Annotated in this window: 24 protein-coding genes and 1 pseudogene; 13 read left to right on the top strand and 12 right to left on the bottom strand. The window is 63.3% G+C overall.

The genetic code is table 11. The annotated features are described in order from the left end of the window. Positions 1-172: 172 nt before the first annotated feature. The 4 genes from aroA (at position 173) to ihfB (ending at position 4,521) form a co-directional block, all read left to right on the top strand. Entirely contained in the window at positions 173-1,525 is a 1,353-nt protein-coding gene (gene aroA / locus CCR82_RS08360; protein ID WP_201244991.1) for a 3-phosphoshikimate 1-carboxyvinyltransferase, read from the top strand. Continuing rightward, positions 1,522-2,262, top strand: a complete 741-nt coding sequence (gene cmk / locus CCR82_RS08365; protein ID WP_201244993.1) for a (d)CMP kinase — start codon at positions 1,522-1,524, stop codon at positions 2,260-2,262. The genes aroA and cmk overlap by 4 nt, the downstream gene beginning before the upstream one ends. 85 nt (positions 2,263-2,347) lie before the next feature. Further along, positions 2,348-4,057, top strand: coding sequence for a 30S ribosomal protein S1 (rpsA, locus tag CCR82_RS08370; RefSeq protein ID WP_201244995.1), 1,710 nt, complete (start codon positions 2,348-2,350; stop codon positions 4,055-4,057). Positions 4,058-4,149: 92 nt separating this feature from the next. After that, positions 4,150-4,521 (top strand): integration host factor subunit beta, encoded by a 372-nt coding sequence (gene ihfB / locus CCR82_RS08375; protein WP_201244997.1) that lies wholly within the window; start codon positions 4,150-4,152, stop codon positions 4,519-4,521. Between the two features lie 63 nt (positions 4,522-4,584). On the opposite strand, the gene CCR82_RS08380 is transcribed toward ihfB, so the two are convergent. Next, a complete protein-coding gene (locus CCR82_RS08380) occupies positions 4,585-5,844 on the bottom strand; it encodes a glucose-1-phosphate adenylyltransferase (protein ID WP_201244999.1) in 1,260 nt (419 codons plus the stop codon). Positions 5,845-6,120: 276 nt separating this feature from the next. Here CCR82_RS08380 and gpmI point away from each other — a divergent pair, with 276 nt between their 5' ends. The 3 genes from gpmI to sohB are packed head-to-tail and all read left to right on the top strand — an operon-like array spanning position 6,121 to position 9,656. Next, complete coding sequence (gpmI, locus tag CCR82_RS08385; RefSeq protein ID WP_201245001.1) at positions 6,121-7,665, top strand: 2,3-bisphosphoglycerate-independent phosphoglycerate mutase; 1,545 nt, start codon at positions 6,121-6,123, stop codon at positions 7,663-7,665. A gap of 45 nt (positions 7,666-7,710) precedes the next feature. After that, positions 7,711-8,550: a thymidylate synthase gene (locus CCR82_RS08390; RefSeq protein WP_201245003.1), complete on the top strand. Its 840-nt coding sequence runs from the start codon at positions 7,711-7,713 to the stop codon at positions 8,548-8,550. Positions 8,551-8,585: 35 nt separating this feature from the next. Beyond that, positions 8,586-9,656, top strand: a complete 1,071-nt coding sequence (gene sohB / locus CCR82_RS08395; RefSeq protein WP_201245005.1) for a protease SohB — start codon at positions 8,586-8,588, stop codon at positions 9,654-9,656. A gap of 32 nt (positions 9,657-9,688) precedes the next feature. On the opposite strand, the gene CCR82_RS08400 is transcribed toward sohB, so the two are convergent. Genes CCR82_RS08400 through CCR82_RS08410 form a run of 3 tightly spaced genes read right to left on the bottom strand, consistent with a single transcriptional unit; the run spans position 9,689 to position 12,554 of the window. Beyond that, positions 9,689-10,384, bottom strand: a complete 696-nt coding sequence (locus CCR82_RS08400) for a TIGR04211 family SH3 domain-containing protein (protein WP_201245006.1) — start codon at positions 10,382-10,384, stop codon at positions 9,689-9,691. A 32-nt stretch (positions 10,385-10,416) separates the two neighbouring features. Next, positions 10,417-11,367, bottom strand: a complete 951-nt coding sequence (gene argF, locus CCR82_RS08405) for an ornithine carbamoyltransferase (RefSeq protein WP_201245008.1) — start codon at positions 11,365-11,367, stop codon at positions 10,417-10,419. Then, complete coding sequence (locus tag CCR82_RS08410; protein ID WP_201245266.1) at positions 11,364-12,554, bottom strand: aspartate aminotransferase family protein; 1,191 nt, start codon at positions 12,552-12,554, stop codon at positions 11,364-11,366. The genes argF and CCR82_RS08410 overlap by 4 nt, the downstream gene beginning before the upstream one ends. A 370-nt stretch (positions 12,555-12,924) precedes the next feature. On the opposite strand from CCR82_RS08410, the gene CCR82_RS08415 reads away from it, so the two are divergent. After that, positions 12,925-13,746, top strand: a complete 822-nt coding sequence (locus tag CCR82_RS08415) for a retropepsin-like aspartic protease family protein (RefSeq protein WP_201245009.1) — start codon at positions 12,925-12,927, stop codon at positions 13,744-13,746. Here CCR82_RS08415 and CCR82_RS08420 read toward each other — a convergent pair. The 7 genes from CCR82_RS08420 to queF all read right to left on the bottom strand — a co-directional run bounded on the left by CCR82_RS08420 (position 13,717) and on the right by queF (position 18,169). Then, positions 13,717-14,553 (bottom strand): HvfC family RiPP maturation protein, encoded by an 837-nt coding sequence (locus CCR82_RS08420; RefSeq protein ID WP_242513352.1) that lies wholly within the window; start codon positions 14,551-14,553, stop codon positions 13,717-13,719. The two genes, CCR82_RS08415 and CCR82_RS08420, sit on opposite strands and share 30 nt — an antisense overlap. After that, positions 14,546-15,415 (bottom strand): HvfB family MNIO-type RiPP peptide maturase, encoded by an 870-nt coding sequence (locus tag CCR82_RS08425; RefSeq protein WP_201245011.1) that lies wholly within the window; start codon positions 15,413-15,415, stop codon positions 14,546-14,548. The genes CCR82_RS08420 and CCR82_RS08425 overlap by 8 nt, the downstream gene beginning before the upstream one ends. A 30-nt stretch (positions 15,416-15,445) precedes the next feature. After that, on the bottom strand, positions 15,446-15,718 hold the full coding sequence (locus CCR82_RS08430; RefSeq protein WP_201245013.1) for an HvfA family oxazolone/thioamide-modified RiPP metallophore: 273 nt from the start codon (positions 15,716-15,718) through the stop codon (positions 15,446-15,448). A 193-nt stretch (positions 15,719-15,911) separates the two neighbouring features. Next, on the bottom strand, positions 15,912-16,361 hold the full coding sequence (locus CCR82_RS08435; RefSeq protein ID WP_201245015.1) for a DUF1841 family protein: 450 nt from the start codon (positions 16,359-16,361) through the stop codon (positions 15,912-15,914). Then, positions 16,342-16,992: an endonuclease III gene (gene nth / locus CCR82_RS08440; protein WP_201245017.1), complete on the bottom strand. Its 651-nt coding sequence runs from the start codon at positions 16,990-16,992 to the stop codon at positions 16,342-16,344. The genes CCR82_RS08435 and nth overlap by 20 nt, the downstream gene beginning before the upstream one ends. Positions 16,993-17,060: 68 nt before the next feature. Then, a complete protein-coding gene (locus tag CCR82_RS08445) occupies positions 17,061-17,684 on the bottom strand; it encodes a V-type ATP synthase subunit D (RefSeq protein ID WP_201245019.1) in 624 nt (207 codons plus the stop codon). Positions 17,685-17,779: 95 nt separating this feature from the next. Continuing rightward, positions 17,780-18,169 carry a preQ(1) synthase gene (gene queF / locus CCR82_RS08450; protein WP_201245021.1) on the bottom strand — a complete coding sequence of 130 codons (390 nt, stop codon included), beginning with the start codon at positions 18,167-18,169 and terminating at the stop codon, positions 17,780-17,782. A gap of 96 nt (positions 18,170-18,265) precedes the next feature. Between queF and CCR82_RS08455 the strand changes: the two genes are divergently transcribed. From CCR82_RS08455 to CCR82_RS08475, 5 genes are all read left to right on the top strand, one after another. After that, positions 18,266-19,681, top strand: coding sequence for a sigma-54-dependent transcriptional regulator (locus CCR82_RS08455; RefSeq protein WP_201245023.1), 1,416 nt, complete (start codon positions 18,266-18,268; stop codon positions 19,679-19,681). A gap of 477 nt (positions 19,682-20,158) precedes the next feature. Further along, positions 20,159-21,094 (top strand): hypothetical protein, encoded by a 936-nt coding sequence (locus tag CCR82_RS08460; protein WP_201245025.1) that lies wholly within the window; start codon positions 20,159-20,161, stop codon positions 21,092-21,094. Between the two features lie 49 nt (positions 21,095-21,143). Then, positions 21,144-21,899, top strand: a complete 756-nt coding sequence (locus CCR82_RS08465) for a GAF domain-containing protein (protein WP_201245027.1) — start codon at positions 21,144-21,146, stop codon at positions 21,897-21,899. A gap of 114 nt (positions 21,900-22,013) precedes the next feature. Beyond that, a complete protein-coding gene (locus CCR82_RS08470; protein WP_201245029.1) occupies positions 22,014-22,268 on the top strand; it encodes a HigA family addiction module antitoxin in 255 nt (84 codons plus the stop codon). Positions 22,269-22,417: 149 nt separating this feature from the next. After that, entirely contained in the window at positions 22,418-22,744 is a 327-nt protein-coding gene (locus CCR82_RS08475) for a type II toxin-antitoxin system RelE/ParE family toxin (RefSeq protein WP_201245031.1), read from the top strand. On the opposite strand, the pseudogene CCR82_RS18280 reads toward CCR82_RS08475, so the two are convergent. Further along, a pseudogene (locus tag CCR82_RS18280) lies at positions 22,653-23,870 on the bottom strand (ISAs1 family transposase); the annotation flags it as partial. The gene CCR82_RS08475 and the pseudogene CCR82_RS18280 sit on opposite strands and share 92 nt — an antisense overlap. Between the last annotated feature and the right edge of the window lie 2 nt (positions 23,871-23,872).

Raw genomic sequence — 23,872 nt, forward strand, 5'->3', positions numbered from 1 at the left:
GCTATGGGCTCATAGCCGCAGCAGCCGAATCCGCGTCCCTACAGGAGCCTACCTTCTTGACCAGGGCGTCATCAGCGCCGCATTCTACGCGGTTATCGTCGCGGCTTTGCTGATCGGGTTTGCCGGTCTGCGGCCTCGCTCCTGATTCTCATTCCTGCCGCCCGAGAGGACCATGACTGCGTCTGCCCAATCCCTGAGTTTCGAACTCGCGCCCGGTGGGGCCTTGCGTGGCGAGCTGCGTGTGCCCGGTGATAAATCCATCTCCCATCGCGCGGTGATGCTCGCGGCCCTGGCCGAAGGCACGACCGAAATCGACGGTTTCCTCGAGGGCGCCGATAGCCTGGCGACCCTGGCGGCCTTTCGCGCCATGGGCGTCGCCGCCGAGGGGCCGAGCGCGGGCCGGCTGCAGGTTCATGGTGTCGGTCTGCACGGATTGAACGACCCAGGGCGGGCGCTGGATCTCGGCAACTCAGGCACCTCGATGCGTTTGTTGTCCGGGCTGCTCGCCGGGCAGCGCTTCGCGACCACGCTGATCGGCGATGCCTCGCTCTCGCGGCGGCCGATGGGGCGGGTGATCGAGCCGCTGCGACAGATGGGCGCGCACATCGAGGCGACACCGGAAGGGCGCGCGCCGCTCGGCCTGCTGCCGGTCGAGCGATTGCAGGGCATCGACTACCCGCTACCGGTCGCCAGTGCGCAGGTCAAATCGAGCCTGCTGCTGGCCGGGCTCTATGCCCAGGGCGAGACCTGCGTGAGCGAGCCGGCGCCGACGCGGGATCATACCGAGCGCATGCTCGGTGCTTTCGGCTATTCGGTGCGGCGCGCGGGCAACCGCGTCTGCCTGAGCGGCGGTGGGCGCCTGGTCGCGGCCCCGCTCAGCATTCCGGCCGATGTGTCCTCGGCGGCGTTCTTCCTGGTCGGTGCTAGCATCGCGCCGGGTTCGGATCTGACCCTGACCCAGGTCGGCATGAATCCGACCCGCCTCGGCGTGGTCAATATCCTGCGCCAGATGGGCGCCGATATCGCCATCGAGCGCCCACGCGAACTCGGTGGCGAGCCGGTCGCCGATCTGCGCGTGCGCGCCGCGCCCTTGCACGGCATCGCGATCCCGCAGGAACAGGTGCCCTTGGCGATCGATGAATTCCCCGCGTTGTTCATCGCCGCCGCCTGTGCCGATGGCGAGACACTGTTGAGCGGCGCGAGCGAGCTGCGAGTGAAGGAGAGCGATCGCATCCAGGTCATGGCCGATGGTCTCGCCGCCTTGGGCGTGGAGGCCGAGCCCCGCCCGGATGGGATGCGGATTCGCGGCCTGGGCGCGGCGGGGTTGCTCGGTGGCGGCGAGGTCGAGGCGCATGGCGATCATCGCATCGCGATGGCCTTCGCGATCAGCGCGCTGCGCGCGGCGGCGCCAATTCGGGTTGAGGATTGCGCCAATGTCGAGACCTCGTTTCCGGATTTCGTCGGTCTCGCCGCCGCGGTTGGCCTGCCGATCACCGAGCTGCGCGATGTGGAGCGCCAGGCATGAAGCAACCGACAACGCTAGAGACCGGGCGAGAGCCCGAGCAGGCGGCTCCATCGGGCGCCGCTCCAATTGCCGCTCCAGTGATCACCATCGATGGCCCCTCCGGGACCGGAAAAGGCACGATTGCCAGCCTGCTCGCCGAGCATCTCGGCTGGCACCTGCTCGACAGCGGTGCGCTCTATCGCACGCTGGCGTTGGCGGCACGTCGGCACGGGGTCGATCTCGACGATGGCGCTGGTCTGGGCCGCCTGGCGGCGAGGATCAGCGTGCGGCTCGAGGGCGAGCGGGTGCGGTTGGATGGAGAGGAGGTCTCGGCGCTGATCCGTACCGCCGAGGCCGGGGTCGATGCCTCACGGGTCGCCGTGCATCCCGAGGTCCGCCAAGCGTTGCTCGGCTGGCAGCGGGAGGCGGCGCTCGCGCCTGGCCTGGTCGCCGATGGGCGCGACATGGGCGCGCGGGTCTTTCCCGATGCGCGGCTCAAGCTCTATCTCGACGCGAGCCCGGAGGAGCGCGCTCGGCGCCGCTATAAACAGTTGAAGGACAAGGAGATGGATGCTAACCTCCCGAATCTTGTCCAAGAGCTTCGTGCGCGCGACGAGCGTGACCGCGAGCGAGCCGAGAGTCCGCTCCAGGTTCCGCCCGGTGCTGTCATCGTCGATTCAACCGAGTTATCGATCGAGCAAGTCTTCGCTCGAGTACTCCAGTTCGTCGACGCCGACCTCGGTGCGCGAGACGCTTAAAGGCAAGACCTCAATCCATTTTGTTTTTCACTCAACCCTCCTGCTGTTAGCTTGTCAGTGATGCGGCGGCAACGAACACCGGGAGATGGCGTGGGACGCCAGGAACATTCACAGCATGACCGAAAGCTTCGCCGAACTCTTTGAGCAGAGCCTAACCAATACCCAGCTCCAGCCGGGCACCATCGTCACCGGCCAGGTCGTTGATATCACCGCCGACTCCGTGATCGTTAATGCCGGACTCAAGTCGGAAGGGATCATTCCACGCAATCAGTTCCTCAGCCCCGAGGGCCAGTTGGAAGTCGCGATCGGCGATGACGTCGAGGTCGCGCTGGACGCGGTCGAGGACGGCTTCGGCGCCACCCGTCTGTCGCGCGAGAAGGCCAAGCGCTTCGCCGCCTGGGACAAGCTCGAACGGGCGTTCGACGATGGCGAGACGGTCACCGGCCAGATCAATGGCAAGGTCAAGGGTGGCTTCACCGTCGAGCTGGGCAGCGTGCGCGCCTTCCTGCCGGGCTCGTTGGTCGATATCCGCCCGGTGCGCGATACCACCTATCTCGAGGGCAAGGACCTCGAGTTCAAGGTGATCAAGCTCGATCGCCGCCGCAACAATGTCGTCGTCTCGCGCCGCGCGGTGGTCGAGGAAGAATACAGCGCCGAGCGCGAGCAACTGCTCGAGAAGCTTGAGGAAGGGCTGGAACTCAACGGCGTGGTCAAGAACCTCACCGACTATGGCGCGTTCCTGGATCTGGGCGGTATCGACGGTCTGCTGCACATCACCGACATGGCCTGGCGGCGGGTCAAGCACCCGTCCGAGGTGGTCGAGATCGGCCAGGAGATCATGGTCAAGGTGCTCAAGTTCGACCGCGAGCGCCAGCGCGTCTCGCTCGGGCTCAAGCAGATGGGCGAGGACCCCTGGGTCAATATCTCGCGCCGCTATCCGGAAAGCACCCGCGTGTTCGGCAAGGTCACCAACATCGCCGACTACGGCTGCTTCGTCGAGATCGAGGAGGGCGTCGAGGGGCTGGTCCACGTCTCCGAGATGGACTGGACCAACAAGAACGTCCATCCGAACAAGGTTGTCAGCGTCGGCGACGAGGTCGAGGTCATGGTGCTGGATATCGACGAGGAGCGTCGCCGCATCTCGCTCGGCATCAAGCAGTGCCAGTCCAACCCTTGGGACGAGTTCTCAGCCATCCACAAGAAGGGCGATCATGTCGCTGGTCAGATCAAATCGATCACCGACTTCGGCATCTTCATCGGCCTCGACGGTGGCATCGATGGCCTGGTCCACCTTTCGGATATCTCCTGGGACGAAACCGGCGAGGATGCGCTGCGCAGCTTCAAGAAGGGCGACGAGGTCGAGACCGTCGTGCTCTCGGTCGATCCGGAGCGCGAGCGTATCTCGCTCGGTATCAAGCAGCTCGACAAGGATCCGTTCTCGAGCTTCGTCGCGGTGCACGAGAAAGGCAGCATCGTCACTGGCACCATCACCGAGGTCGACCCCAAGGGCGCCAATATCGACCTCGGCGATGGCGTCGAGGGCTATCTGCGTGCCTCCGAGATCTCGCGTGATCGCATTGAGGATGCGCGCTCGGTGTTGAAGGTCGGCGAGGAGGTCGAGGCCAAGTTCCTCGGCGTCGATCGTAAGAATCGCAGTATCTCGCTCTCGATCAAGGCCAAGGACATGGCCGACGAGCAGGCCGCGCTCAAGGGCTACGCGCGCGAGGCGCAGGCTGGCACGGCTACGCTCGGGGATATCCTCAAGCAACAGATGGAAGAGGCCGCGAAGGACTGACATCGCTGCTGCACTCTCGCAGACGTCATTCCCTGTGAGCAGACGCCCGACACAGCGTGTCGGGCTTGCATCGCTATTGCAGGCTATCAGCTATGATGAAATCCGAGCTCATCGAAATTCTCGCGAGGGAACAAAACCACCTCGCCTACAAAGACGTCGAGCTCGCGGTGCGCTGTATCCTGGAGCAGATGAGCAGTGCGTTGGCCTCCGGCGAGCGCATTGAGATCCGGGGCTTCGGCAGCTTCTCGCTCCATTTCCGGCCACCGCGTGTCGGCCGCAATCCCAAGACCGGTGAGTCCGTCGCCCTCTCGGGCAAGCATGTGCCGCACTTCAAACCAGGTAAGGAGCTTCGCGACCGAGTCAATCAGGCCTATCAAGACGAGCTGGCCCGCATTGGGCAGAACACGGACGACGAAGACAACGAAGACGTTCAGGCATCGCGCGCTGCGGCGAGCGTTAGCTGATCCGCCCACCTCAATGAACAGAGGGAGGCGCTGTTGATCAGCGTCTCCCTCTGACTTGACTGTCTACTCGGAATATCCGCGACCCTGCCGGCCGACAACGGCGCGGGCGAAGATATTCGGTTGTCCGGACGGCACGACCGTGACGCCGCCGCTCGAGACCTTGTAGCGCTTGGCATCGGCCTCGCGGTCGTAACCGATCATCGCGCCCGGCTCGATGGCGTTATGGCGGTCGACGATCACCTTCTTCAGACGCGCGCCCTTGCCGACATGCACATAGTCCATGATGATGCAGTCCTCGAGTTCGGCGCCCTCGTCGATGACCGCCTCGCGGCGGATGATCGAGTTCTTGATCCGGGTGCCCTCATGGATCATGGTGGCAGCACCGAGCAGGGTGTTGTCGATCTGCCCGCCGAGCACCCGCGCGACCGGCCCCTGGTAGTTACTGGAGTAGATCGGCCAGTCCGGATTGAAGGCATCGAACACCGGCTCGGCACCCAGCACATCCTTGTGGGCGTTGAAGTAGGCATCGATACTGCCGACATCGCGCCAGTAGACCCGGTCCTCATAGGCATTGATGCCGGGGATTATGTTGGTCGCGAAATCATAGGCGAAGAGGCGGTGTTTGCTCGCCAGCAAGCGCGGTAGCACGTGCTGGCCGAAATCCGTCTCGCCGGCTTGCTGCGCATCCTGCAGGGCGCGCAGCAGCACCTCGGTGGTGAAGATGTAATTGCCCATCGAGGCATAGGCCTTCTCAGGGTCCTCGGGCATCGGCGAAGGATTGGCCGGTTTCTCCTGGAAGGCCTCGACCCGGCCATCGGCATCGGCGGCGATGACGCCAAAGCCTTTGGCATCCTCCAGTGGGACGGGAAGGGCGGCGATGGTGACATCCGCCTCACGCTCCTTGTGGAACGCGACCATCTGCGAGATGTCCATGCGGTAGATGTGATCGGCGCCGAACACTACGACCAGATCCGGGCCGTGTTCCTCGATCAGGTTGAGGTTTTGATTGACCGCGTCGGCGGTGCCCTGGAACCAAGACTCGCCGAGCAGCATCTGCGGCGGCACCACGGTCACGAATTGATCCTTGAGCAAGGGCGAGATGGTCCAGGCCTTGCGCACGTGCTCGATCAACGCTTGCGACTTGTACTGCACCAGCAGATAGATGGTCCGGATCTGCGAGTTGATCAGGTTACTGAGCACGAAATCGACGATGCGGTAGCGCGAGCCGAAGGGCACCGAGGGCTTGGAGCGGGCGGCGGTCAGCGGTTGTAGGCGTGAGCCTTGGCCGCCGGCCATGACGAAGGCAATAATTCGATCGGGCATGTTTCCTCCGGGCGCTATGGATCGGTCACTAAGGCGCTAGCAACGCGGATACGGTATCGACGCTGCGCTTTCGACGAGCGAGTCCGGCGACGGGGCCGCGCGCCGCGTTACAATGTGCGCTTCAGTTCGGTTGTGTTCGATGCCGTCTGCGCGTCGGTCGCCCCAAGGCTCGCGTAGACCGGCATCGGCCCATGATAAACCGGGACCGGCTCTTATTGTTGTAATCCGAACCCTGATCGAGACCGGCAGCGGTCCGATTTCATCCAAGGAGAGACTATGGGCAACAGTTTCGAGTTACCGCGGCGTCCAGTGGTATTGGTCATTCTCGATGGTTTTGGAACCAATCCGAGCAAGGCGAACAATGCGGTGGTGCTCGCGCACACGCCGAATTTCGATCGCCTGTTCGCGCACAACGCGCATACGGTGCTGCAGGCCTCGGCACGCGCCGTCGGCCTGCCGGAAGGCCAAATGGGCAACTCCGAGGTCGGCCACATGACACTGGGCTCGGGCTGCACGGTGCGCCAGGACCTGGTGTTGATCGATGACGCGATCGCCGATCGCAGTTTCTTCGACAACAAGGCGCTGCAGGCCGCCGCGCGGCGTGCGCTCGAGCGTGGTCGTCCGCTGCATCTGATCGGGCTGGTCTCCGACGGTGGCGTGCACAGCCATGTGCGCCACCTCAATGCGCTGATCAAGCTCGCCAAGTACCAGGGCGCGCGTCCAGCCGTGCACATGATCACTGACGGTCGCGATACCGCTCCGCGCTCGGCGCTCAGCTTTCTGGGTGCGCTCGATGAGGCGCTCGCGGCTGCGGGCGGTGCCATCGCCACGGTCAGCGGGCGCTACTATGCGATGGATCGCGACAAGCGCTGGGATCGCACCCAGCTCGCCTTCGAGGCGCTGGTCCACGGCCAGGGGCGTGAGGCCGAGTCGGCGCGCGCGGCGATCGAGCAGGCCTATGCCGCCGATGAGGATGATGAGTTCATCCGCCCGACCCTGATCACCGGTGGCGAGCGTATCCAGGACGGCGACCCGGTGATCTTCTTCAACTTCCGCAAGGATCGTCCACGGCAGATCGTCTCGGCCCTCTCTAAACGCGATTTCGACGACTTCGAGCGCGGTGATTTCAGCGCCGCCGAGCTAACCTGCATGATGGAGTACGACCCCTGGTACGGACTGCCGAGCGCCTTCGGTCACGAGATGCCACCGGTGGTGCTCGGCGAGGTGCTCAGCGACGCCGGCCTGCCGCAGTTCCACTGCGCCGAGACCGAGAAGTACGCCCATGTCACCTTCTTCTTCAACGGTGGCCGAAGCGACCCCTTCCCGGGCGAGGAGCGCAGCCTGATCCCCTCTCCGCAGGTCGCGACCTATGATTTGCAACCAGAGATGTCCGCGCGCGAGGTTGCCGATGCCGTGATCGCCGCCCTCGAGAGCAAGGCCTACGCCTTTATCGTGGTCAACTTCGCCAACGGCGACATGGTGGGGCACACGGCCGTGCGCGAGGCGGTGCTGAAGGCTGTCGAGACGCTCGATCAGGAGGTGGGTCGCGTCATCGACACCGCCAACGAGCAAGGCTACTCGGTCCTGATGACCGCCGATCACGGCAACTGCGATGAGATGATTGACCCCCTGACCAGCGAGCCACATACCCGCCACACGATCTATCCGGTCCCCTGCTTGGTGATCGATGAAGTGGGTTGGAAGCTACGCATCGGCGCTGGCATCGAGGATGTCGCCCCGACCGTGCTGCAGTTGATGGGCCTGCCTCAGCCCGAGGCCATGCAGGGGAAATCCATCTTGCTGAAACCGGCCCAGAAATAGACGCGGTTCGCGGGCGGCGTTGCCGTCGCTAGCCGTGCTCCGAGCATGCAACAGTATCTAGACCTACTCCGCGACGTGGTCGAGAACGGCCACGATAAGGCCGATCGCACTGGGGTGGGCACGCGCTCGGTGTTCGGCCGGCAGGTGCGTTTCGATCTCAATGCCGGCTTTCCGCTGGTCACCACCAAGCGCATCCACACCAAGAGCGTCTTCGCCGAGCTACTCTGGTTCCTCTCCGGCTCCACCAACAACCGCGCCCTCAATGCGCAAGGGGTACGCATCTGGGATGAGTGGGCCGCCGACGACGGCGAACTCGGCCCGATCTATGGCGCGCAATGGCGCCGCTGGCCGACGCCGAGCGGTGACCGCCTCGATCAGATCAGCCAGGTGCTCGCGCAGATCAAGCAGGATCCGGATTCGCGCCGGCTGCTGGTTACGGCCTGGAATCCGGCTGTGTTGCCGGAGCCCGGTCGCTCGCCGCGCGAGAACGCCGCGCACGGGCGCATGGCGCTGGCACCCTGCCACTGTCTGTTCCAGTTCTATGTGCAGGATGGGATCTTGTCCTGCCAGCTCTATCAACGCAGCGCCGATCTCTTCCTAGGCGTGCCCTTCAATATCGCCAGCTACGCATTGCTCACGCAGCTGATGGCGCAACAGGCCGATCTTCGGGTCGGCGAGCTGGTGCAAACCTTCGGCGATCTGCATCTCTATCGCAATCACCTCACCGAGGCGATCGTCTTCGAGCAGCTGCGCCGCGCGCCGCGTCCGCTGCCGCATCTTCATATCCAACGCCGGCCGCCGAGCCTATTTGACTATCGGCTCGAGGATTTCAGCCTCGAGGGCTATGATCCGCATCCGCCCATTCGCGCCCCGATCGCGGTCTAAGGCGCCGCGCCCCACCTGAGCAACCGCCCCACAGCATGACCCTGATTGACGCATTGATCCAATACGGCCTGTTTACGGCCAAGACGCTCACCCTGGTATTAGCTCTCGGGCTGCTCCTAGTCCTCGTGTTCCGCGCTCGGCCCAGCAGCTCTGGCGATGATGATGACGATGGCAGCCGCCTTGAGGTGGTTGATCTGAATGGACGTTACGCAGCCATGGCCGACACTATCAAGGCCGCGACCCTGCCGCCAAAGGTGTTCAAAAAGGACTTCAAGGCCGAGCGCAAGGCCGAGAAGGCGCGCGCGAAGGCCGAAGAGGCGGACGATAAGCGGCGACTGTTCGTGATCGATTTCCACGGTGACCTGATGGCGACCGAGGTTTCCGCCTTGCGCGAGGTCATTTCGGCGCTGTTGATCACCGCGACGCCGAAGGACGAGGTCTTGCTGCGTCTCGACAATGCCGGCGGCGCCGTGCACGAACATGGATTGGCCGCCTCGCAGCTGCTGCGGCTGCGCAACGCTGGCATCCCACTGACCATTGCTGTCGACAAGGTCGCGGCCAGTGGAGGCTACCTGATGGCCTGTGTCGCCAATCGCCTCCTTGCCGCGCCCTTCGCCGTGGTCGGCTCGATCGGCGTGTTGGCCGAGATGCCGAATTTTCATCGCCTATTACAGGAGAAAGGCGTCGACTTCGAACTCCATACCGCCGGCGAGCACAAGCGCACCCTAACGCTGTTCGGCGAGAACACCGACGAAGGCCGCATTAAACTGCGTGAGCAGCTCGAAGAGACCCATGGCCAGTTCAAGGCCTTCATCGCCGCCTATCGGCCCGCCCTCGATCTGAGCAAGGTCGCGACCGGCGAGTATTGGCATGGCGAGCAGGCATTGAGCCTGGGGTTGGTCGATGATGTCCAAACCAGCGACGACTATCTGCTGGCGGCGCGCGCTGACGCCGACCTCTACAAGGTCCGTTATCGGGCGCGCAAACGGCCGTTGCAGCGCTTGCTCGGAGCGGTCGAGCTGAATGAGACGCCGCGGGCCATCATGCGCGCGCTTGCCGGGGCGATTGGACCCGTCGCACGCTGGTTACGACACTTGGGGAGTTGAGAGATGCTGCCCGTGGCCGCGTCACCCTCCTCCTAGAGAGAGGAGCTGCCCCAGGAGCTGCGGCGCCGGCGCAGTCGCAGATTGGGCAGCACGAGTCCAATCAGGATGCCGCCACCAACGACACCGGCACCGATCAGGAACCATTGCTGTCGGCTCTGATTGCTCAGTTCCAGATTGCGGTGCTCGAGCTGATCGACCTTGAGCAGGAGATTCGAGACCTGTTCCTGGAGCTGGCGACGCTCGCGGTCGATTTGGATCGCGTTGGTCGCGGCATTGCGGATCTCAGCAAGCTCGGCCTCGAGGTCTTGTTTGTCGCGTTTCAGGGCCTCGGCCTGGTCCTTGAGGCTGCTGTGCTCGCGCTGCAAGGTACCCAGCCGCGCGGCGAGCTTATCGGGCTCCTGTTGCAATTCCGCGAGCTTGGCCTCCATGGCCTCCAGCCTGCTGCGGGCGGCGGGTTCCTCCTGCAGATAGCTCAGCATAATGTAACCGGTCAAGCCATCTTCGGTGCGCACCCGGGCATAGCCGCTATCTCTGTTGATGCCGAGGATGCTGAGTGGAGTGCCGCTCGGTAGCTGGCGTAGGATCTTATAGCGGGTGCTCTCGCCACTGCGCAGATTGAACTCGTACTGGTCGGTGACATAGCGCGTCTCCGCTCCTGAGATGGGGGACGTGGCGACCAGGGCGGCGGCCAACCAAAGGGCGGCGTGTAAATGGCGCGTGCGCAGCATGAGGTGTGATCGCAGGTAGATCGGTTGCGAGGTCAGCGGCGGCTGCCATCGCTGGATGGAGGATCGAGCAGCAGCTCCAGCAAGGCCTTCTGGGCGTGCAGCCGATTCTCGGCCTCGTCCCAGACCACCGATTGGGGGCCGTCGATGACCTCGGCGCTGACCTCTTCGCCGCGATGGGCGGGCAAACAGTGCATGAACAGGGCATCGGCGCGCGCTTGGGCCATCAGCGCCGGCGTGACGCTGAAGGCGGCAAAGCGCGCCTGACGCTCGGTTTCCTCACTCTCTTGGCCCATGCTGGCCCAGACATCGGTCACCACCAGATCGGCCTGCTCGACGGCCACCGCCGGATCATGCGTGAGGCTGCACTGATCGGGCGCCGAGGCCAGGATCTCGGCGTCCGGCTCGAAACCTTGCGGACAGGCGATGCGCAGCTCGAAGCCGAACACGCGCGCGGCATTGATATAGGAATGACACATGTTGTTGCCATCGCCGATGAAGGCCACGCGCCGGCCCCGGATCGCGCCCCGATGCTCGCGATAGGTCTGCATGTCGGCGAGCAGTTGGCAGGGATGGAAGCGGTCGGTCAGCCCATTGATCACCGGTACCCGGGAATGGGCGGCGAAGCGCGTCACGGTCTCGTGCTCGAAGGTGCGGATCATCACCGCATCGACCATCCGCGACAAGACCCGCGCGCTGTCCTCGATCGGCTCGCCGCGCCCGAGCTGGGTGTCGCGCGGCGAGAGGAAGATCGCGCTGCCGCCGAGCTGCGCCATGCCGGCCTCGAACGAGACGCGGGTGCGGGTCGAGGATTTCTCGAACACCATCGCCAGGCTGTAGCCGGCGAAGGGGCGAGAGTCCTCGCCGCGCTGGCGGCGTTGCTTCAACTCGCTCGCGCGTGCGATGAGGCGCTCGGCCTCGCTCGCGTCGAGATCGAGCAGGGTGAGGAAATGCTTGGGGGCGGTCGGCGTGGTATCGGTCGTCACGAGGGGCTTCCGTCAGCGGCAGGCGCATCGGCGCCTAGGAACGTCAGGATCAGCTCGGAGACGGCCTCGACGATCTGCGTCGCCTGCTCGTCATCGATGATCAGTGGCGGTAAGAGGCGCACCACCGATCCCGCCGTGACGTTGATGAGGAGTCCCTGCTCGAGGGCCAGCGGCACCAGCTCGGCGCAGGGGCGGTCGAGTTCGATGCCGATCATCAGCCCGCGACCGCGGATGTCGACCACGGCGGGGACACCGTTCAGGCGCGTGCGCAGGCCATCGATGAGGCGATCGCCGAGCACGGCGGCGCGCGCGGGCAGATGCTCGTTCTCGAGGGTGTCGAGCACGCTCAAGGCCGCGCGGCAGGCGAGCGGATTGCCGCCGAAGGTCGAGCCGTGGCTGCCCGGGCCGAGCACCTCGGCGGCCGCGCCACTGGCCAGACAGGCGCCGATCGGCACCCCGTTCGCGAGCCCCTTGGCCAGCGTCATCACATCCGGCTTCACGCCGCTCCACTGGTGCGCGAACAGGCGCCCGGTGCGGCCCATGCCGGTCTGGATCTCGTCGATCATCAGCAGCCAGTCGTGATGATCGCAGAGCAGGCGCAAGCGCTGCAGATAATCCTCATCCGGCACGATGACGCCGCCTTCGCCCTGGAGCGGCTCGACCAGCACGGCGACGATGGTCGGTCGGTTCTCGGCGGCGGTCTCGACGGCGTCGATAGCGTTGTAGGGCACGCGCACGAAGCCCTGCACCAGTGGCTCGAATCCGGCCTGGGCCTTGCGGTTGCCAGTCGCGGTGAGCGTCGCCAGGGTGCGCCCATGAAAGGCGTTCTCCATCACCAGGATGGCAGGATGCTGCACGCCGCGCTTGTGGGCATGCAGGCGGGCCAGTTTGATCGCCGCCTCGTTGGCCTCGGCGCCCGAGTTGCCGAAGAATACCCGCTCCATGCCAGCCGCACCGCACAGGCGAGCGCCCAGCTCGGCCTGATGTGGCACCTGATAGAGATTGGAGGTATGCAGCAGGGTGCCGGCCTGATCGCAGAGGGCGTCGCGCACGGCGGGATGCGCGTGCCCCAGCCCGCAGACGGCGATGCCGGCGAGCGCATCCAGGTAGCGCCGACCGGTTTGGTCCCAGAGCCAGGCGCCCTCGCCACGCTCGAAGGCCACCGGCAGGCGTTTGTAGGTGGCCATCAGCGGCGACTGCTTGCCGCTGTCTGGAGGTTCAGTCGCCAATGGATTGCCGGCGTCGTCAGGCCCGTTCACGATGGTCTCTCCGAGGCTTCGATCTCAAGGGTCACTTGAACATCATCGAGGTGGTCGAGTGGGGGAGGCGGGGATACCAAGCGGGACGCAAAGGGGTTGGACATTCATCCAATGCACGGCGCTCGAGTAAACAGGGAACGATATCAGGGTTTGGTCCGCCGCCGCAAATGCGTTTGCGCGGTGTTTGCCCAGTGCCAGGGCGCGGGTTGTGCTCGAAACCGACCGCGCGCGTGAGTGGTAAGCTCACGGCCTATCGTCCGTGGGACTTCCATCTTTGCTGAGCGAGTCGGTCCATCTGATGACATATCACTGCCGGTCTGCCTGTGCTCGCGCCCTTGCCTGGAACCTGCTCGCCCTGGTGGGCGTCCTCGGGGGCGGCTGGGAGGGCCTCTGGCAGGGCGCTCGAGCGGCGCAGGTCGAGATCGCGCCGGAACTGGATCGCCTGGCGGCGGCGCATGGGTTCTCGGTCTCCGGGCTCGAGGTGCTCGAGGACGAGCGCGGGCGAGCCGAGGAGGCCGGGCTGTATCGCCGGCTGCGGGTCCTGCTCGAGCGCTTCGACCACATCCTGGTGCATGCGGCCAACGGTGAGGTCGAGCGGGTGATCATCATCGGCCGCACCAACAGCCAGCCACCGGCGCCCAAGGTGCGGTTCGAGACCGCCGCCGACGAGCAGGCGGGCGAGGGCGCGGGGCGGATCGAACTCGAGACCCTGCGCAAGGGCTCGCAGCACTCGGTGCGGGTGACGCTCGAAGGCGCGAGCGGGCGCCGCGTCGATCGGGCGCTGCTGATCGACACCGGTGCCGATGCGGTGGTGCTGCCGGACTCGATGATCGCCGCCCTGGGGCTCGCGCGCGATGGCCTCGAGGCCCGCGAGGTGCAGACCGCGAATGGTCGTGTCCAGGCCTTGATGGGCACCCTGGAGGCGGTCTGGCTCGACGGCGAGCGCCTGCCCGGGGTCGCGGTCGCTTTCCTTGAGATGGAGAAGCTCGGCGCCCCGGGGTTACTCGGGATGAGTGTGCTCGGACGCTATCAGATGACTATCGATGATGAGCGCAATCGTCTCATCCTGACGCCGAAGCGCGGCGGGCGCTCAGCCGAGGAGGCGGCGCGTCCCGAGTAGGATGTGGCGTTGGCGGAGATCGTCGAGTAGCCCCATGCCGAAGCTGATCACCTGCTCCGGGTCTGGATGGCGCAGCTCCGTGGCGATGGTCTTAAGGGTCTCGCGCCCGGTCTGCGGATCCTGCTGATCCTGGCCTTTCAATAACTGCAGCAGGCGCTGGGTGACCAGGTTGATCTTCAGGAACGCGACCTCGTCGCTCCGATTGCGATAGACCACCAGATGGGTCGGCTCCGAATCGGGCGTTTGTGGCTGGAAGTCAGGCCCGATGCAGTGGACCGGAAAGCGGTAGCTCAGATTCCAGGCCAGCGGCGAGACCATGGGCACGCCGGTGAGTAGGTCGCCATTGGGATCAGCGAGATCCGGACTCGCCTCCTCGTCGCTGAACAGCAGCGCGGCCTCGACCCACTCGTAGTGCGCGAGTTCGAGCATGAAGGGCGGATCATCGGGCTGGGCCTCGCGTTCTTCGCCAAGATAGGCGACCAACTCCTGGCCGAGCGCTGGAAACAGCGGCGTCGTCGCCCGGTGCTCGCGCAGGAACTGCCGCATCAGTGCGTCCCAGCGCTCTTGGCCGAGGCAGCGATACAGGACCGGAAAACCCTGCTGCAACAGCGAGGAAACGTTGTTGAAGAACAGGTTGCGGTAGATCGCCATGCGCCGCGCTTCGATGTCGGCCGGCGCGGGCGTTCCCTCCGGATCACGGATATGGCCGGCAAAGGCGCGCTGGATCTCGGCGAAGCCCGCTGGGGCTGGCATTGGCGCTGGCGGTGACTTGGAATGCGCCGTGGTGGAGGTGTTGAACTCAGGCATAAGCCAGTCGCTCCAGCCGAGTGCGGGCGATCCGAGGGCGATGTTCGGCTTGCATCTGGCTGATCCGTTGCACCTCTTGCGTGAGTTGCTCGAGCGGCGGGATGTTGAAATCCCGCTCCAACAGGGTTGGGAACACGCCAAAGCGTTGGTAGGCGCGCGCCAGCAGACCCCATACGGGCTCGATCACATCGGCGCCATGGGTGTCGACGCGAAGATCGGGGGCCTCCTGGTAATGCCCGGCGATATGCCCATAGACCACGCGCTCGCCGGGGAGTCCGTCGAGAAAGGCGTTTGCGTCATAGGCGTGATTGATACTGTTGACGTGGATGTTGTTGACATCGAGCAGCAGGTCGCAGTCGGCCTCGCGCAGCACGGCGTTGATGAACTCAAGCTCACTTAGCTGTTGTCCGGGCGCGGCGTAATAAGAGACGTTCTCGAGTGCAATACGCCGCTCCAGGATGTCCTGAACCTGGCGAATGCGACTGACCACATGAGCCACTGCCTCCTCGGTGAAGGGGATCGGCATCAGATCGTAGAGATGGCCCTCGTCCGAGCAGAAGCTCAGATGTTCGGTGTAGGCACGAATCCGGTGTTCATCCAGAAAGACTTTGACCTTGCGCACGAAGTCGAGGTCCAGCGGCGCCGGGGAGCCGATCGACAGGGAGAGTCCGTGGCAGACGAACGCAAAGCGTTCGGTCAGGTCGCGCAAGACACGCCCCCAGCGCCCGCCGACGCCCATCCAGTTCTCGGGTGCGATCTCCCAGAAATCGACCTCGGCGGGGGGCTGCTCGGCCGCGACCGCCGCGAAGGCGCGCCGCAGGCCGAGACCGGCGCCATGAACGGGGTGGGTTGGTTCGCTCATGGCTTGCCTCTCAAGTCTGTTGCAGGCGGATTAACTCGCGCCGCCGCACTTGCCCTCGCCACATTTGCCCTCGCCCTCATCCTTGTTACCGCACTTGCCCTCGCCGCATTTGCCTTCGCCATCCTCTTTGGAACCGCACTTACCTTCGCCACAACTGCCTTCGGCCAACAGCAGGTAGCCGCCGTTGAGCTGCTCGGCAGCGAATGGGTTCTCGGCCGCATGGGCCAGATTAACCGCCGACAGACTGCCAACGAGGGCAGCACCGATCACGGCAGCAGCGGGGGTCATGGTGTTCTTCGACATGGGTTCCACTCCGAAAAAATATGTTTGAACATGAGTAGCGTCGGCGTGCCCGAGAGATCAGGCCTCACGAAGTGCCTACGGCACGTTACTAATAGCACAGTATGGCACTCAGGTAAAACCGATGGCCCAGCCAGTCTCCGCTATCGTCAGTAGAGACCGACTGGAGTGGTCAATTATTTCAGCGCCCCGGGGGTCAATCGCGCGGGCGCTGGCCAGCCCCACGGCGCTTGATGCATTTGAGATAAGCCTTGGAACGGAACGCGCGACCATCGCGTTGGACCTTCCAGATCGCCTCGGCCAGGCACTCGAGGATGCGGTGCTCGGCCGCGTGGACATCGCCCAGGCAGGATTCGATCATGCCTTGATACAGCCGTCGGATGCCGGGCGGGCGGTCGGTGCCGACCTGCTCCTGTAGAGCAATATGTAGCGCCATGTGCAGGAACGGATTGCCTTCGCCCCCCGCGGGCAGCCACTCGCGCCCGAGCGCGGTCTCGCCCTGTTCCAGCAGCCGGTGATACTCCGGGTGCTGCTCGGCGACCTCGACGATCTGCCGCTCGACGGGCTCCAACGGCTCGCCGGCGCGGGCCTTGCGCCAGGCGGTGAGATAGGTCTGGCGCAGCGCGTCACGGTCCTGACTGAACATCGCTCGTCTTCTGTGTGTACTCGCAGAGGTCGCAGATGATGCAGCGCGGGCAGTCCGGCGCGCGCGCCTTGCAGACGTAACGCCCGTGCAGGATCAACCAATGATGGGCCTGTTGCAGGAACGCGCTCGGCACCGCCCGCAGCAGCCGGTGCTCGACGGCGAGCGGCGTCTTGCCGGGCGCGAGCCCGGTGCGATTGGCGACCCGGAAGATATGGGTATCCACCGCGATGGTCGGCTCGCCGAAGGCGGTATTCAAGAGCACGTTCGCGGTCTTGCGCCCGACGCCGGGCAGCGCCTCGAGCGCGGCGCGCTCGGACGGCACCTCGCCGCCATGCTGTTCGACCAGATGCCGACAGGTCGCGAGGATGTGCTTGGCCTTGCTATTGAACAGACCGATGGTGCGGATGTGCGCCTTGAGCCCCTCCTCGCCCAAGGCCAGGATTGCCGCCGGCGTGTTGGCGCGCGCGAACAACCGCTCGGTGGCCTTGTTGACGCCCTTGTCGGTGGCCTGGGCCGAGAGGATCACGGCGATCAGCAGCTCGAAAGGCGAACGGTAATGGAGTTCGGTGGTGGGGCTGGGGTTGGCCGCGCGTAATCGCTCGAAGATCGCCCGGCGCTGGTCTTGATTCACTCTGGCTCTTGATGTGCTCTGGGGCGCTGGATTCGCGAAGGTGGCTCGTCGCGCGCGGCTCACGTGGCTCAGACGATCGCCCGCTCGCGCAGCACCTTGACCTGGAACAGCGTGTTGCGCTCCTCCTCCTCGAGCGCGGACTGGATGAAATGGATGCTGCGCTGATAGAGCGGGATGATGTTGTACTTGAGCGCATTGACCCGTTTCTGCGCCTTGCGCTGCTCCTCCATCAGCCGATGGAGGGCGATCTCGACTTCGCCGAGCCGGGCCAAGAGCACGGCGGCCTCGGCTAGGTGCTCGCGGGTATTATCGAAGCTGGCATCGGTACCCAGCAGTCCGACCGGCTTGATCGGCAGGCGCTCGGCGGTTACCGCCGGATACTCCACCCCGAGCGAGCGCCGCGGCAGGATATCGACGCGCAGTCCCGGCCCGGCGCCCAGCGCGGCCTGATTCAAACCGCGACTGCCCATGCGCAGATGGGTGATGCCGAGGCAGCGATAGGCTTCGGCGAGCCCGCGCTCGGCCTCCTCGCGCAGGCGCCGGTATTCGCCGATGCGCTCATAGACCAGGCGCGTGAGCAGCTCGCGCTTGCGCTCGAGGAGATCGTGCCCCTGCTCGAGGAAGGTCGTCTGCTTCTTCAACGTGAGCAGGGTGTTCTTGGTCGGTGGAACCTTGAGGACTTGCTGGGCCATGGCGATGACAACCAATTCAAAGAAAGGGGCATTGTGCCAAATTATTCACGGCTGCCTATCGAGGCCGATCCAGCAGCGCGCCCCGGCGCTGGGTGTCACGGCAGCGTGACCGGTGCTGGCGCTCGCCAGTCCTTGGCCCGATGCTCGGCGACCACGGTGGTATAAATACCGCCACGGACATTGAAATCGGCGGTCAGGCGCATGAATCGCGGCTCCGTGGCGACCACCAGATCAGCGAGGATGCGGTTGGTCACCGCCTCGTGAAAGGCCCCTTCGTCGCGATACGACCAGACATAGAGCTTCAGCGATTTCAGCTCGACACAGGCCGCCTCGGGCACATATTCCAAGGTCAGCTCGGCGAAATCCGGCTGGCCGGTCTTGGGGCACAGGCAGCTGAATTCCGGCACGCGGATGCGAATCGTATAGTCGCGCTCGGGCTGGGGGTTGGGAAAGGTTTCCAGGGACTGACTAGGGGCACTCGCCATCGAGATCGGCCTCATCGATTGTGGATTGCGTTGGGCGACGCAGTATAGGGCGATTTCTCTGTTTCATCATTCGAGCACCGGGAGGGCCTGCGCACTATGAGCAGCCGACTACTGATTATCGAGGACGACGCGGCACTGGCCGAGATGCTGACGATGCATTTCGAGGACAACGGCCTCGCCGTGGCCAGGTCCGATGGCATTCAGACGGGGCTGAGCCAGGCGCGCGCCGCCCCGCCCGATCTGGTGCTGCTCGATCAGCAACTTCCGGATGGCCGCGGCTGCGACCTGATTGCCGCGTTGCTGGAACTCGACGCTGAACTGCCGATCCTGATGATGACGGGCAAGCACGATCTGGAACTCGCGATCGATGCAATCCAGCAAGGCGCGGCTGATTTCGTGCATAAGCCGATCGAGATCGATGACCTGCAAGCCCGAGTCGAGCACCTGTTGGCGCAGCGGCACGCGGCGAACGTGGCGAACACGGCGGCATCGAGCCAAGCCGCCGAGCCGCTCGAGGTCGCCGCCGGCCGCGATCTCATCGGCCGCAGCCAAGCCATGCTCACCGTCAGTAAGGCGATTGCGCTCAGCGCGCGCAGTGCCGCCAGTATGCTGATCAGCGGCGAGTCTGGCACCGGCAAGGAGGTGGTCGCGCACTTGATCCACCAGCATAGCGGCCGCACGGGGCCCTTTGTCGCGGTCAACTGCGCGGCCATCGTCGACACCCTGCTCGAGTCGGAGCTGTTCGGCCATGAGAAGGGCGCCTTCACCGGGGCCCAGGCGCGCAAGCAGGGCCGTTTCGAGCAGGCCGAAGATGGCACACTGTTCCTGGACGAGATCGGAGAGCTGGCGCCGCCCCTGCAAGCTAAGCTATTGCGCGCGCTGCAGGAGCGCGTGTTCGAACGGGTCGGCGGCACCGAGTCGATCACGACCAATGCGCGGGTGATCGCCGCAACCAACCGGGACCTGCTCGCCGAAGCCGAAGCCGAAGCCGGGCGCTTTCGGGAAGATCTAGTCTATCGCCTCAAGGTCATCGAGATTCGAGTGCCGCCCCTGCGCGAGCGGTGCGAAGACATCCCGCTGCTGGTCGAAGGACTCTTGAAACGGATCGCCGAGCGGCTAGGGCAGGCGCGCCCCAGGATCACCGATGCCGCTCTGCGCGAGCTGGCCACTTATGACTGGCCCGGTAATGTGCGCGAACTCGAGAATCTGCTGACCCAGGCGGTGCTGCACGCAAGGCATGCGCTGATCACGCCGGATCTGCTGCCGCTGGGCGCCGCCCGTCCGACTGAGGCGCACGCCACTGGGGCCAGCCCTGCCGAGACCGCCGGTGCGCACCTCGCCGCGAGCCCCTTGCAGACGCTGGCCGAGATTGAGGCCGCGCATATTCAGCGTGTGCTCGATCACACCCAGGGTCACAAGGGGCGAAGCTGTGAGGTGTTGGCGATTTCGCGCCCGGCCCTCGACCGCAAGATCACCAAATATGGTCTTCGTGTGCCGGCGCGGGCCAGCTAGAATCAGGCCCGGCTCGGGCTTCGAACGCGGTGCCAACGTAAGCGGATCCTGCACGGACACCAGCGCCGCATCGCCGACACGCAGGCTCAGCAGTCGGTTCAGCTGCTTGTTCTTTCCAGCATGACATATTAAACCATCAATGACAGTGGCAGCGATGCTGGCTGATCGGCTCTGCCGAGCCCTCTCTCGCCGACAGTGACAACATGTCTGGAGAGCCTTGATACGTCGAACTGCCAACGATCAATGCACGCCTGGCGCTTAGCGAAGTCTATGATAATTATCAAAGCAAACCGTTCGCAGGTTGTCAGAAAATAATACAGAGTCTGGCCTTCTAGTGAGGTTGAGCTTTATAAGGCTTTAATAAATAAGAAAATATATAAATGGCATGAGGTTTGCTTTAATAATCCTGTCTTCAGCTATCGTGTCAATTTCTATTAACCACTTTGAGTGGTATCACGCGTCTTCAAGGAGTAACACATGATCCGCATCAACACTAGCATCAAGAAAAAGACTCGTCAGGCCAGTACAACAGTAGGCGGCACGTCTATGCCAGCACTGGGCTCAACCGCGCTCGCACTGCTCTTGAGCGCAACGGGAGTCCTTGCCAACCCCGTGACAGTTGACAATTATATCGATAACTCCCAGCTTGGGGATGTTGATATCCAATTCCCTTCTATAAATGACGGTCTCTTCACAGAAGGCCATGACTCGGTCCAGGTCTCTTTTTTCATTAATAGTGACAAAGTTTACGATGCCAGGGTTTACGCGGGCGCTTTAGGGGGCGAGACACAAGCGATTGATAATAACCCGTTCGATCCCGCAACACTTTATCGCAGCTCGGACGATGTCATCTTCTACTGTGTCGATCTCTTCAACGATCTGCTGATGAATAAGGGATTCAAAAAATATGTCGTGCTTCCGGTTGATGATGATACCCAGGTAACCTCCAGTGAAGGCAATGATACAGTTACCCGGGATTTCGGTAAGGTTTTGGAGTTTCTTGGGGCACTCAATTCGGTGCTGCAAACCGACAAGTATCAACTCACGCATGGTGATCAGAATTGGCTTAACCCCACGAAAAGTTGGATGAGTGGCGCAATTCAGGTGGGTATCTGGGAGAGTCTCTACGATGAAACAATGGATATTTTCGACGGTAATTTCCAGGTTTCCGCAAGTGGAGGGGGTAATAAAAAATTAGATCCACGCGGGATCGATCTGCTTAATCTAACCTTTACGCAAATGGAGAATGAGAATAATAACTCGCTGAGCGGCAGTAAAGTTCTTTGGTTTCAATCAGAGAATGGCCAGGATTTATTAGCAGACCCGGTACCAGCGCCTGGATCTGTTGTGTTGCTCTTAGGTGGTCTCCTTTTGCTCGCGAGTGCCAGTCGACGTCGCAGCCCTATAAACTGATACGTCTGCTAGATCGTGCTGGAGGAGGCCACTAACCTGGAGATCAACCATGGCGCGGATTGTTGTTGATCAGTTGATCGGCGTGTCGACGCTGATCGAGCAGAAACCGAACCTGGAGGAAGGTCTACGCGACCTTGCCGGGCTGACGGCGCGCTCGATCGGGGCCGGGCGCTGCTCGGTGATGCTGTTGTCTGGCAGCAGCGACGAGGGTGAGCATGATCTCAAGGTGTACTCGCATTTCGGCGACCTGCCAGCGATCGCCTATCAGGTGCCGGCAAAGCCGCATTCGAGTATCGCCTGGCAGGTGGCCTCGACGCGCAAGGCGTTGATGGTCAATGATGTCGTCGCCTCGCCGTTGGCCAGTTTTGCTGCGCAGCCCGAGCGCATCGATGAGCCCTTCATGTCAGCCCCCATCACCACCGCCAACAGCGTGCTCGGGGTGATCAACGTCAGCAAGCGCCTCCAAGGCGACGCCTTCAGCGAGGCGGACCTGGAGCTGCTGGAGCTGTTCGCCTTGTTCGTTGGCAAGTCCATCCATGTCTTCCAACTCGAGAAGCTCTCCGAATCCCGCATCCTGCAGATGGCCCAGATGCTTGATCAGCGTGAAACGGGTAGTGGTGGGCCGATCAACCCTGATCCGGCGCGGATTGCCAAGATCGTGGCGAAATCGTTCTATCGCGAGCTCACCTTGGCCGGCTTCGGCCCCAAAGCCATCATGTCCGTTGCCAGCGAGGTGTTGGGGCAACTGAACGAGACGCTGAATACGCATCGCACGCGTCTCGAGCGGCGGGAAGAAAGTGGGTGACACGCCGGGCGATGAGGGATTCCTTGGCCTGCTCGATCATGTCCCGATTGATGGGGCTTTTGAACAACGACAATGGCATCAGTCTCGCTTACTTGCACGCACAAGTCGAACGGTATGCGCCCGGTGCATCCGGGTGAGATTTTGCGCGAGGACTTCCTCGCCCCTTTGGGTCTGAGCGTGAACGCCCTGTCCGTGGCGCTGCGCGTGCCGGCGACGCGACTGCATGAGATCGTCAAGGAGCGCCGCGCCATCTCGCCCGATACGGCGCTGCGCCTGGCGCGCTACTTTGGCGGCGATGCGCAGTCGTGGCTAAACCTGCAATCCAGCTTCGATCTGCGCCGCGCGGAGCTGTCAGGAAAAGGTTTATAACCCTGCCTGTAATCTGTCAAGGAATACCCGTAACCGCTCTATCCTGACGGTTTTACACGCCGTTCCAAGGTGTCAGGATAGGCAATTCAAATGGGCAGTAGGGAAAGAAAAAAGCTTGTCTTTTGGTAACACATGCGTTACCTTTAGATATGATCGAGGTTGTCCAGTACGAGACAGAGGATGGTCGTTGTCCGTTTGCCGAGTGGTTCACGGACCTGGATGCATGCGCCGCCGCGAAGGTGACGACAGCCATCGCACGGATCGAAGCGGGCAATCTAGGCGATGTCAAACCGGTCGGCGAAGGGGTCGCGGAGCGGCGGATCGACTTTGGTCCCGGCTATCGGCTCTACTTCGGCCAAGATGGTCGACGACTGGTTATCTTGCTCATCGGCGGAACCAAGAAGCGTCAGCAACAGGATATCGCCGAGGCGAAGGCGTACTGGAGCGCTTACAAACGGCGCAAGAAAGGAGGATAAGGCCATGGCACTGACACGCAGTTTCAAAGAAACGGTCAAGGCACGCGCCGCGCAGGACCCGGTGTTTCGCGTTGCCTTGCTTGAAGAGGCCCTTGAAGCATTCGTGAATGCGGATCTCGAGACCGGAAAGGTCTTGCTGCGCGACTATGTCAACGCCACCCTGGGCTTCGAGGAGCTCGGTGCGCGTCTGCACAAGAGCCCGAAAAGCCTGATGCGCATGCTCAGCACCGAGGGCAATCCGCGCGCCAACAACCTGTTCGCCGTGGTGTCGCACCTGAAAGAGCGGGAAGGTTTGCGCTTTGACATCACACTGCATGGGCGCCAACCCCAAGCCAAAGGCCTTAACACACAGGTTGACTTGTGAGCGCAGGACGTGAGCGAAGCGCCCCGCCTGTGCCGGAATGGAGTTGATGAAAAAGCGCCGTTCGAGGCTGTGATGCTGATCGATCCAACATTCACGTTCCACCATGCCGATGCTGCGTAGGCCCGACCAGCGTTCGCGCTCTGAGAGCGTGTTCAGTGCTTCACTGATCCAGTAACGGCGCACTTCCAGGCGCCCATGATCCTTATCGGTCTCCTCGGCGTAGTCGTCGGTCACATCGGCAAACTCACCCGCACGCGCAGTGTCGAAGAAATCTTCGACCTCCTCGTGCAGGTTACTCTGATTGCCCTTGAGACCAAGCACATAGTCTCCGCCCTGGTCGATGATCTGCTCGGCAATCTTGGTCTGACAGCCCATGGCATCGATGGTCACAATACAGCCCTTGAGCTCAAGCAATTCCAGCAGCTTGGGAATGGCGGTGATCTCGTTGGATTTCTCCTCGCTCGCTTCTTGGCCCAGCACCAAGCGGTTGCGGTTGCTCCAAGCGCTGACCCTGTGCAGGGCCTGCAGCCCGCGGCGGCGATCCCGCGACCCCCGGGAGGTCTTGCCATCGACCGCCACGACATCGCCGTCGGTCGCCTCGGCGAGCGCTTGCGTCCAGCTCACGAAGCAGCGTTGAAAGGCCTCCGGGCGCAGCCGCGAGATCACGGTGGCGATACAGTCGTGCGAAGGAATCCCGTTGGCGAACGGGGCGAACTTGCGCAGCCAGTCGAGCTTCTCCTGGCCGAACTCCTCCATCGCCTCCC

The sequence above is a fragment of the Halochromatium salexigens genome (genome assembly GCF_016653295.1).
GTDB classification, from domain to species: Bacteria; Pseudomonadota; Gammaproteobacteria; order Chromatiales; family Chromatiaceae; genus Lamprobacter; species Lamprobacter salexigens.

Bases quoted from the DNA above. Each gene is read 5' to 3' on its own strand.
- aroA (WP_201244991.1), top strand. From the start codon at position 173: ATGACTGCGTCTGCCCAATCCCTGAGTTTCGAACTCGCGCCCGGTGGG.
- cmk (WP_201244993.1), top strand. From the start codon at position 1,522: ATGAAGCAACCGACAACGCTAGAGACCGGGCGAGAGCCCGAGCAGGCG.
- rpsA (WP_201244995.1), top strand. From the start codon at position 2,348: ATGGCGTGGGACGCCAGGAACATTCACAGCATGACCGAAAGCTTCGCC.
- ihfB (WP_201244997.1), top strand. From the start codon at position 4,150: ATGATGAAATCCGAGCTCATCGAAATTCTCGCGAGGGAACAAAACCAC.
- CCR82_RS08380 (WP_201244999.1), bottom strand. From the start codon at position 5,844: ATGCCCGATCGAATTATTGCCTTCGTCATGGCCGGCGGCCAAGGCTCA.
- gpmI (WP_201245001.1), top strand. From the start codon at position 6,121: ATGGGCAACAGTTTCGAGTTACCGCGGCGTCCAGTGGTATTGGTCATT.
- CCR82_RS08390 (WP_201245003.1), top strand. From the start codon at position 7,711: ATGCAACAGTATCTAGACCTACTCCGCGACGTGGTCGAGAACGGCCAC.
- sohB (WP_201245005.1), top strand. From the start codon at position 8,586: ATGACCCTGATTGACGCATTGATCCAATACGGCCTGTTTACGGCCAAG.
- CCR82_RS08400 (WP_201245006.1), bottom strand. From the start codon at position 10,384: ATGCTGCGCACGCGCCATTTACACGCCGCCCTTTGGTTGGCCGCCGCC.
- CCR82_RS08410 (WP_201245266.1), bottom strand. From the start codon at position 12,554: ATGGCCACCTACAAACGCCTGCCGGTGGCCTTCGAGCGTGGCGAGGGC.
- CCR82_RS08415 (WP_201245009.1), top strand. From the start codon at position 12,925: ATGACATATCACTGCCGGTCTGCCTGTGCTCGCGCCCTTGCCTGGAAC.
- CCR82_RS08420 (WP_242513352.1), bottom strand. From the start codon at position 14,553: ATGCCTGAGTTCAACACCTCCACCACGGCGCATTCCAAGTCACCGCCA.
- CCR82_RS08425 (WP_201245011.1), bottom strand. From the start codon at position 15,415: ATGAGCGAACCAACCCACCCCGTTCATGGCGCCGGTCTCGGCCTGCGG.
- CCR82_RS08430 (WP_201245013.1), bottom strand. From the start codon at position 15,718: ATGTCGAAGAACACCATGACCCCCGCTGCTGCCGTGATCGGTGCTGCC.
- CCR82_RS08435 (WP_201245015.1), bottom strand. From the start codon at position 16,361: ATGTTCAGTCAGGACCGTGACGCGCTGCGCCAGACCTATCTCACCGCC.
- CCR82_RS08445 (WP_201245019.1), bottom strand. From the start codon at position 17,684: ATGGCCCAGCAAGTCCTCAAGGTTCCACCGACCAAGAACACCCTGCTC.
- queF (WP_201245021.1), bottom strand. From the start codon at position 18,169: ATGGCGAGTGCCCCTAGTCAGTCCCTGGAAACCTTTCCCAACCCCCAG.
- CCR82_RS08455 (WP_201245023.1), top strand. From the start codon at position 18,266: ATGAGCAGCCGACTACTGATTATCGAGGACGACGCGGCACTGGCCGAG.
- CCR82_RS08460 (WP_201245025.1), top strand. From the start codon at position 20,159: ATGATCCGCATCAACACTAGCATCAAGAAAAAGACTCGTCAGGCCAGT.
- CCR82_RS08465 (WP_201245027.1), top strand. From the start codon at position 21,144: ATGGCGCGGATTGTTGTTGATCAGTTGATCGGCGTGTCGACGCTGATC.
- CCR82_RS08470 (WP_201245029.1), top strand. From the start codon at position 22,014: ATGCGCCCGGTGCATCCGGGTGAGATTTTGCGCGAGGACTTCCTCGCC.
- CCR82_RS08475 (WP_201245031.1), top strand. From the start codon at position 22,418: ATGATCGAGGTTGTCCAGTACGAGACAGAGGATGGTCGTTGTCCGTTT.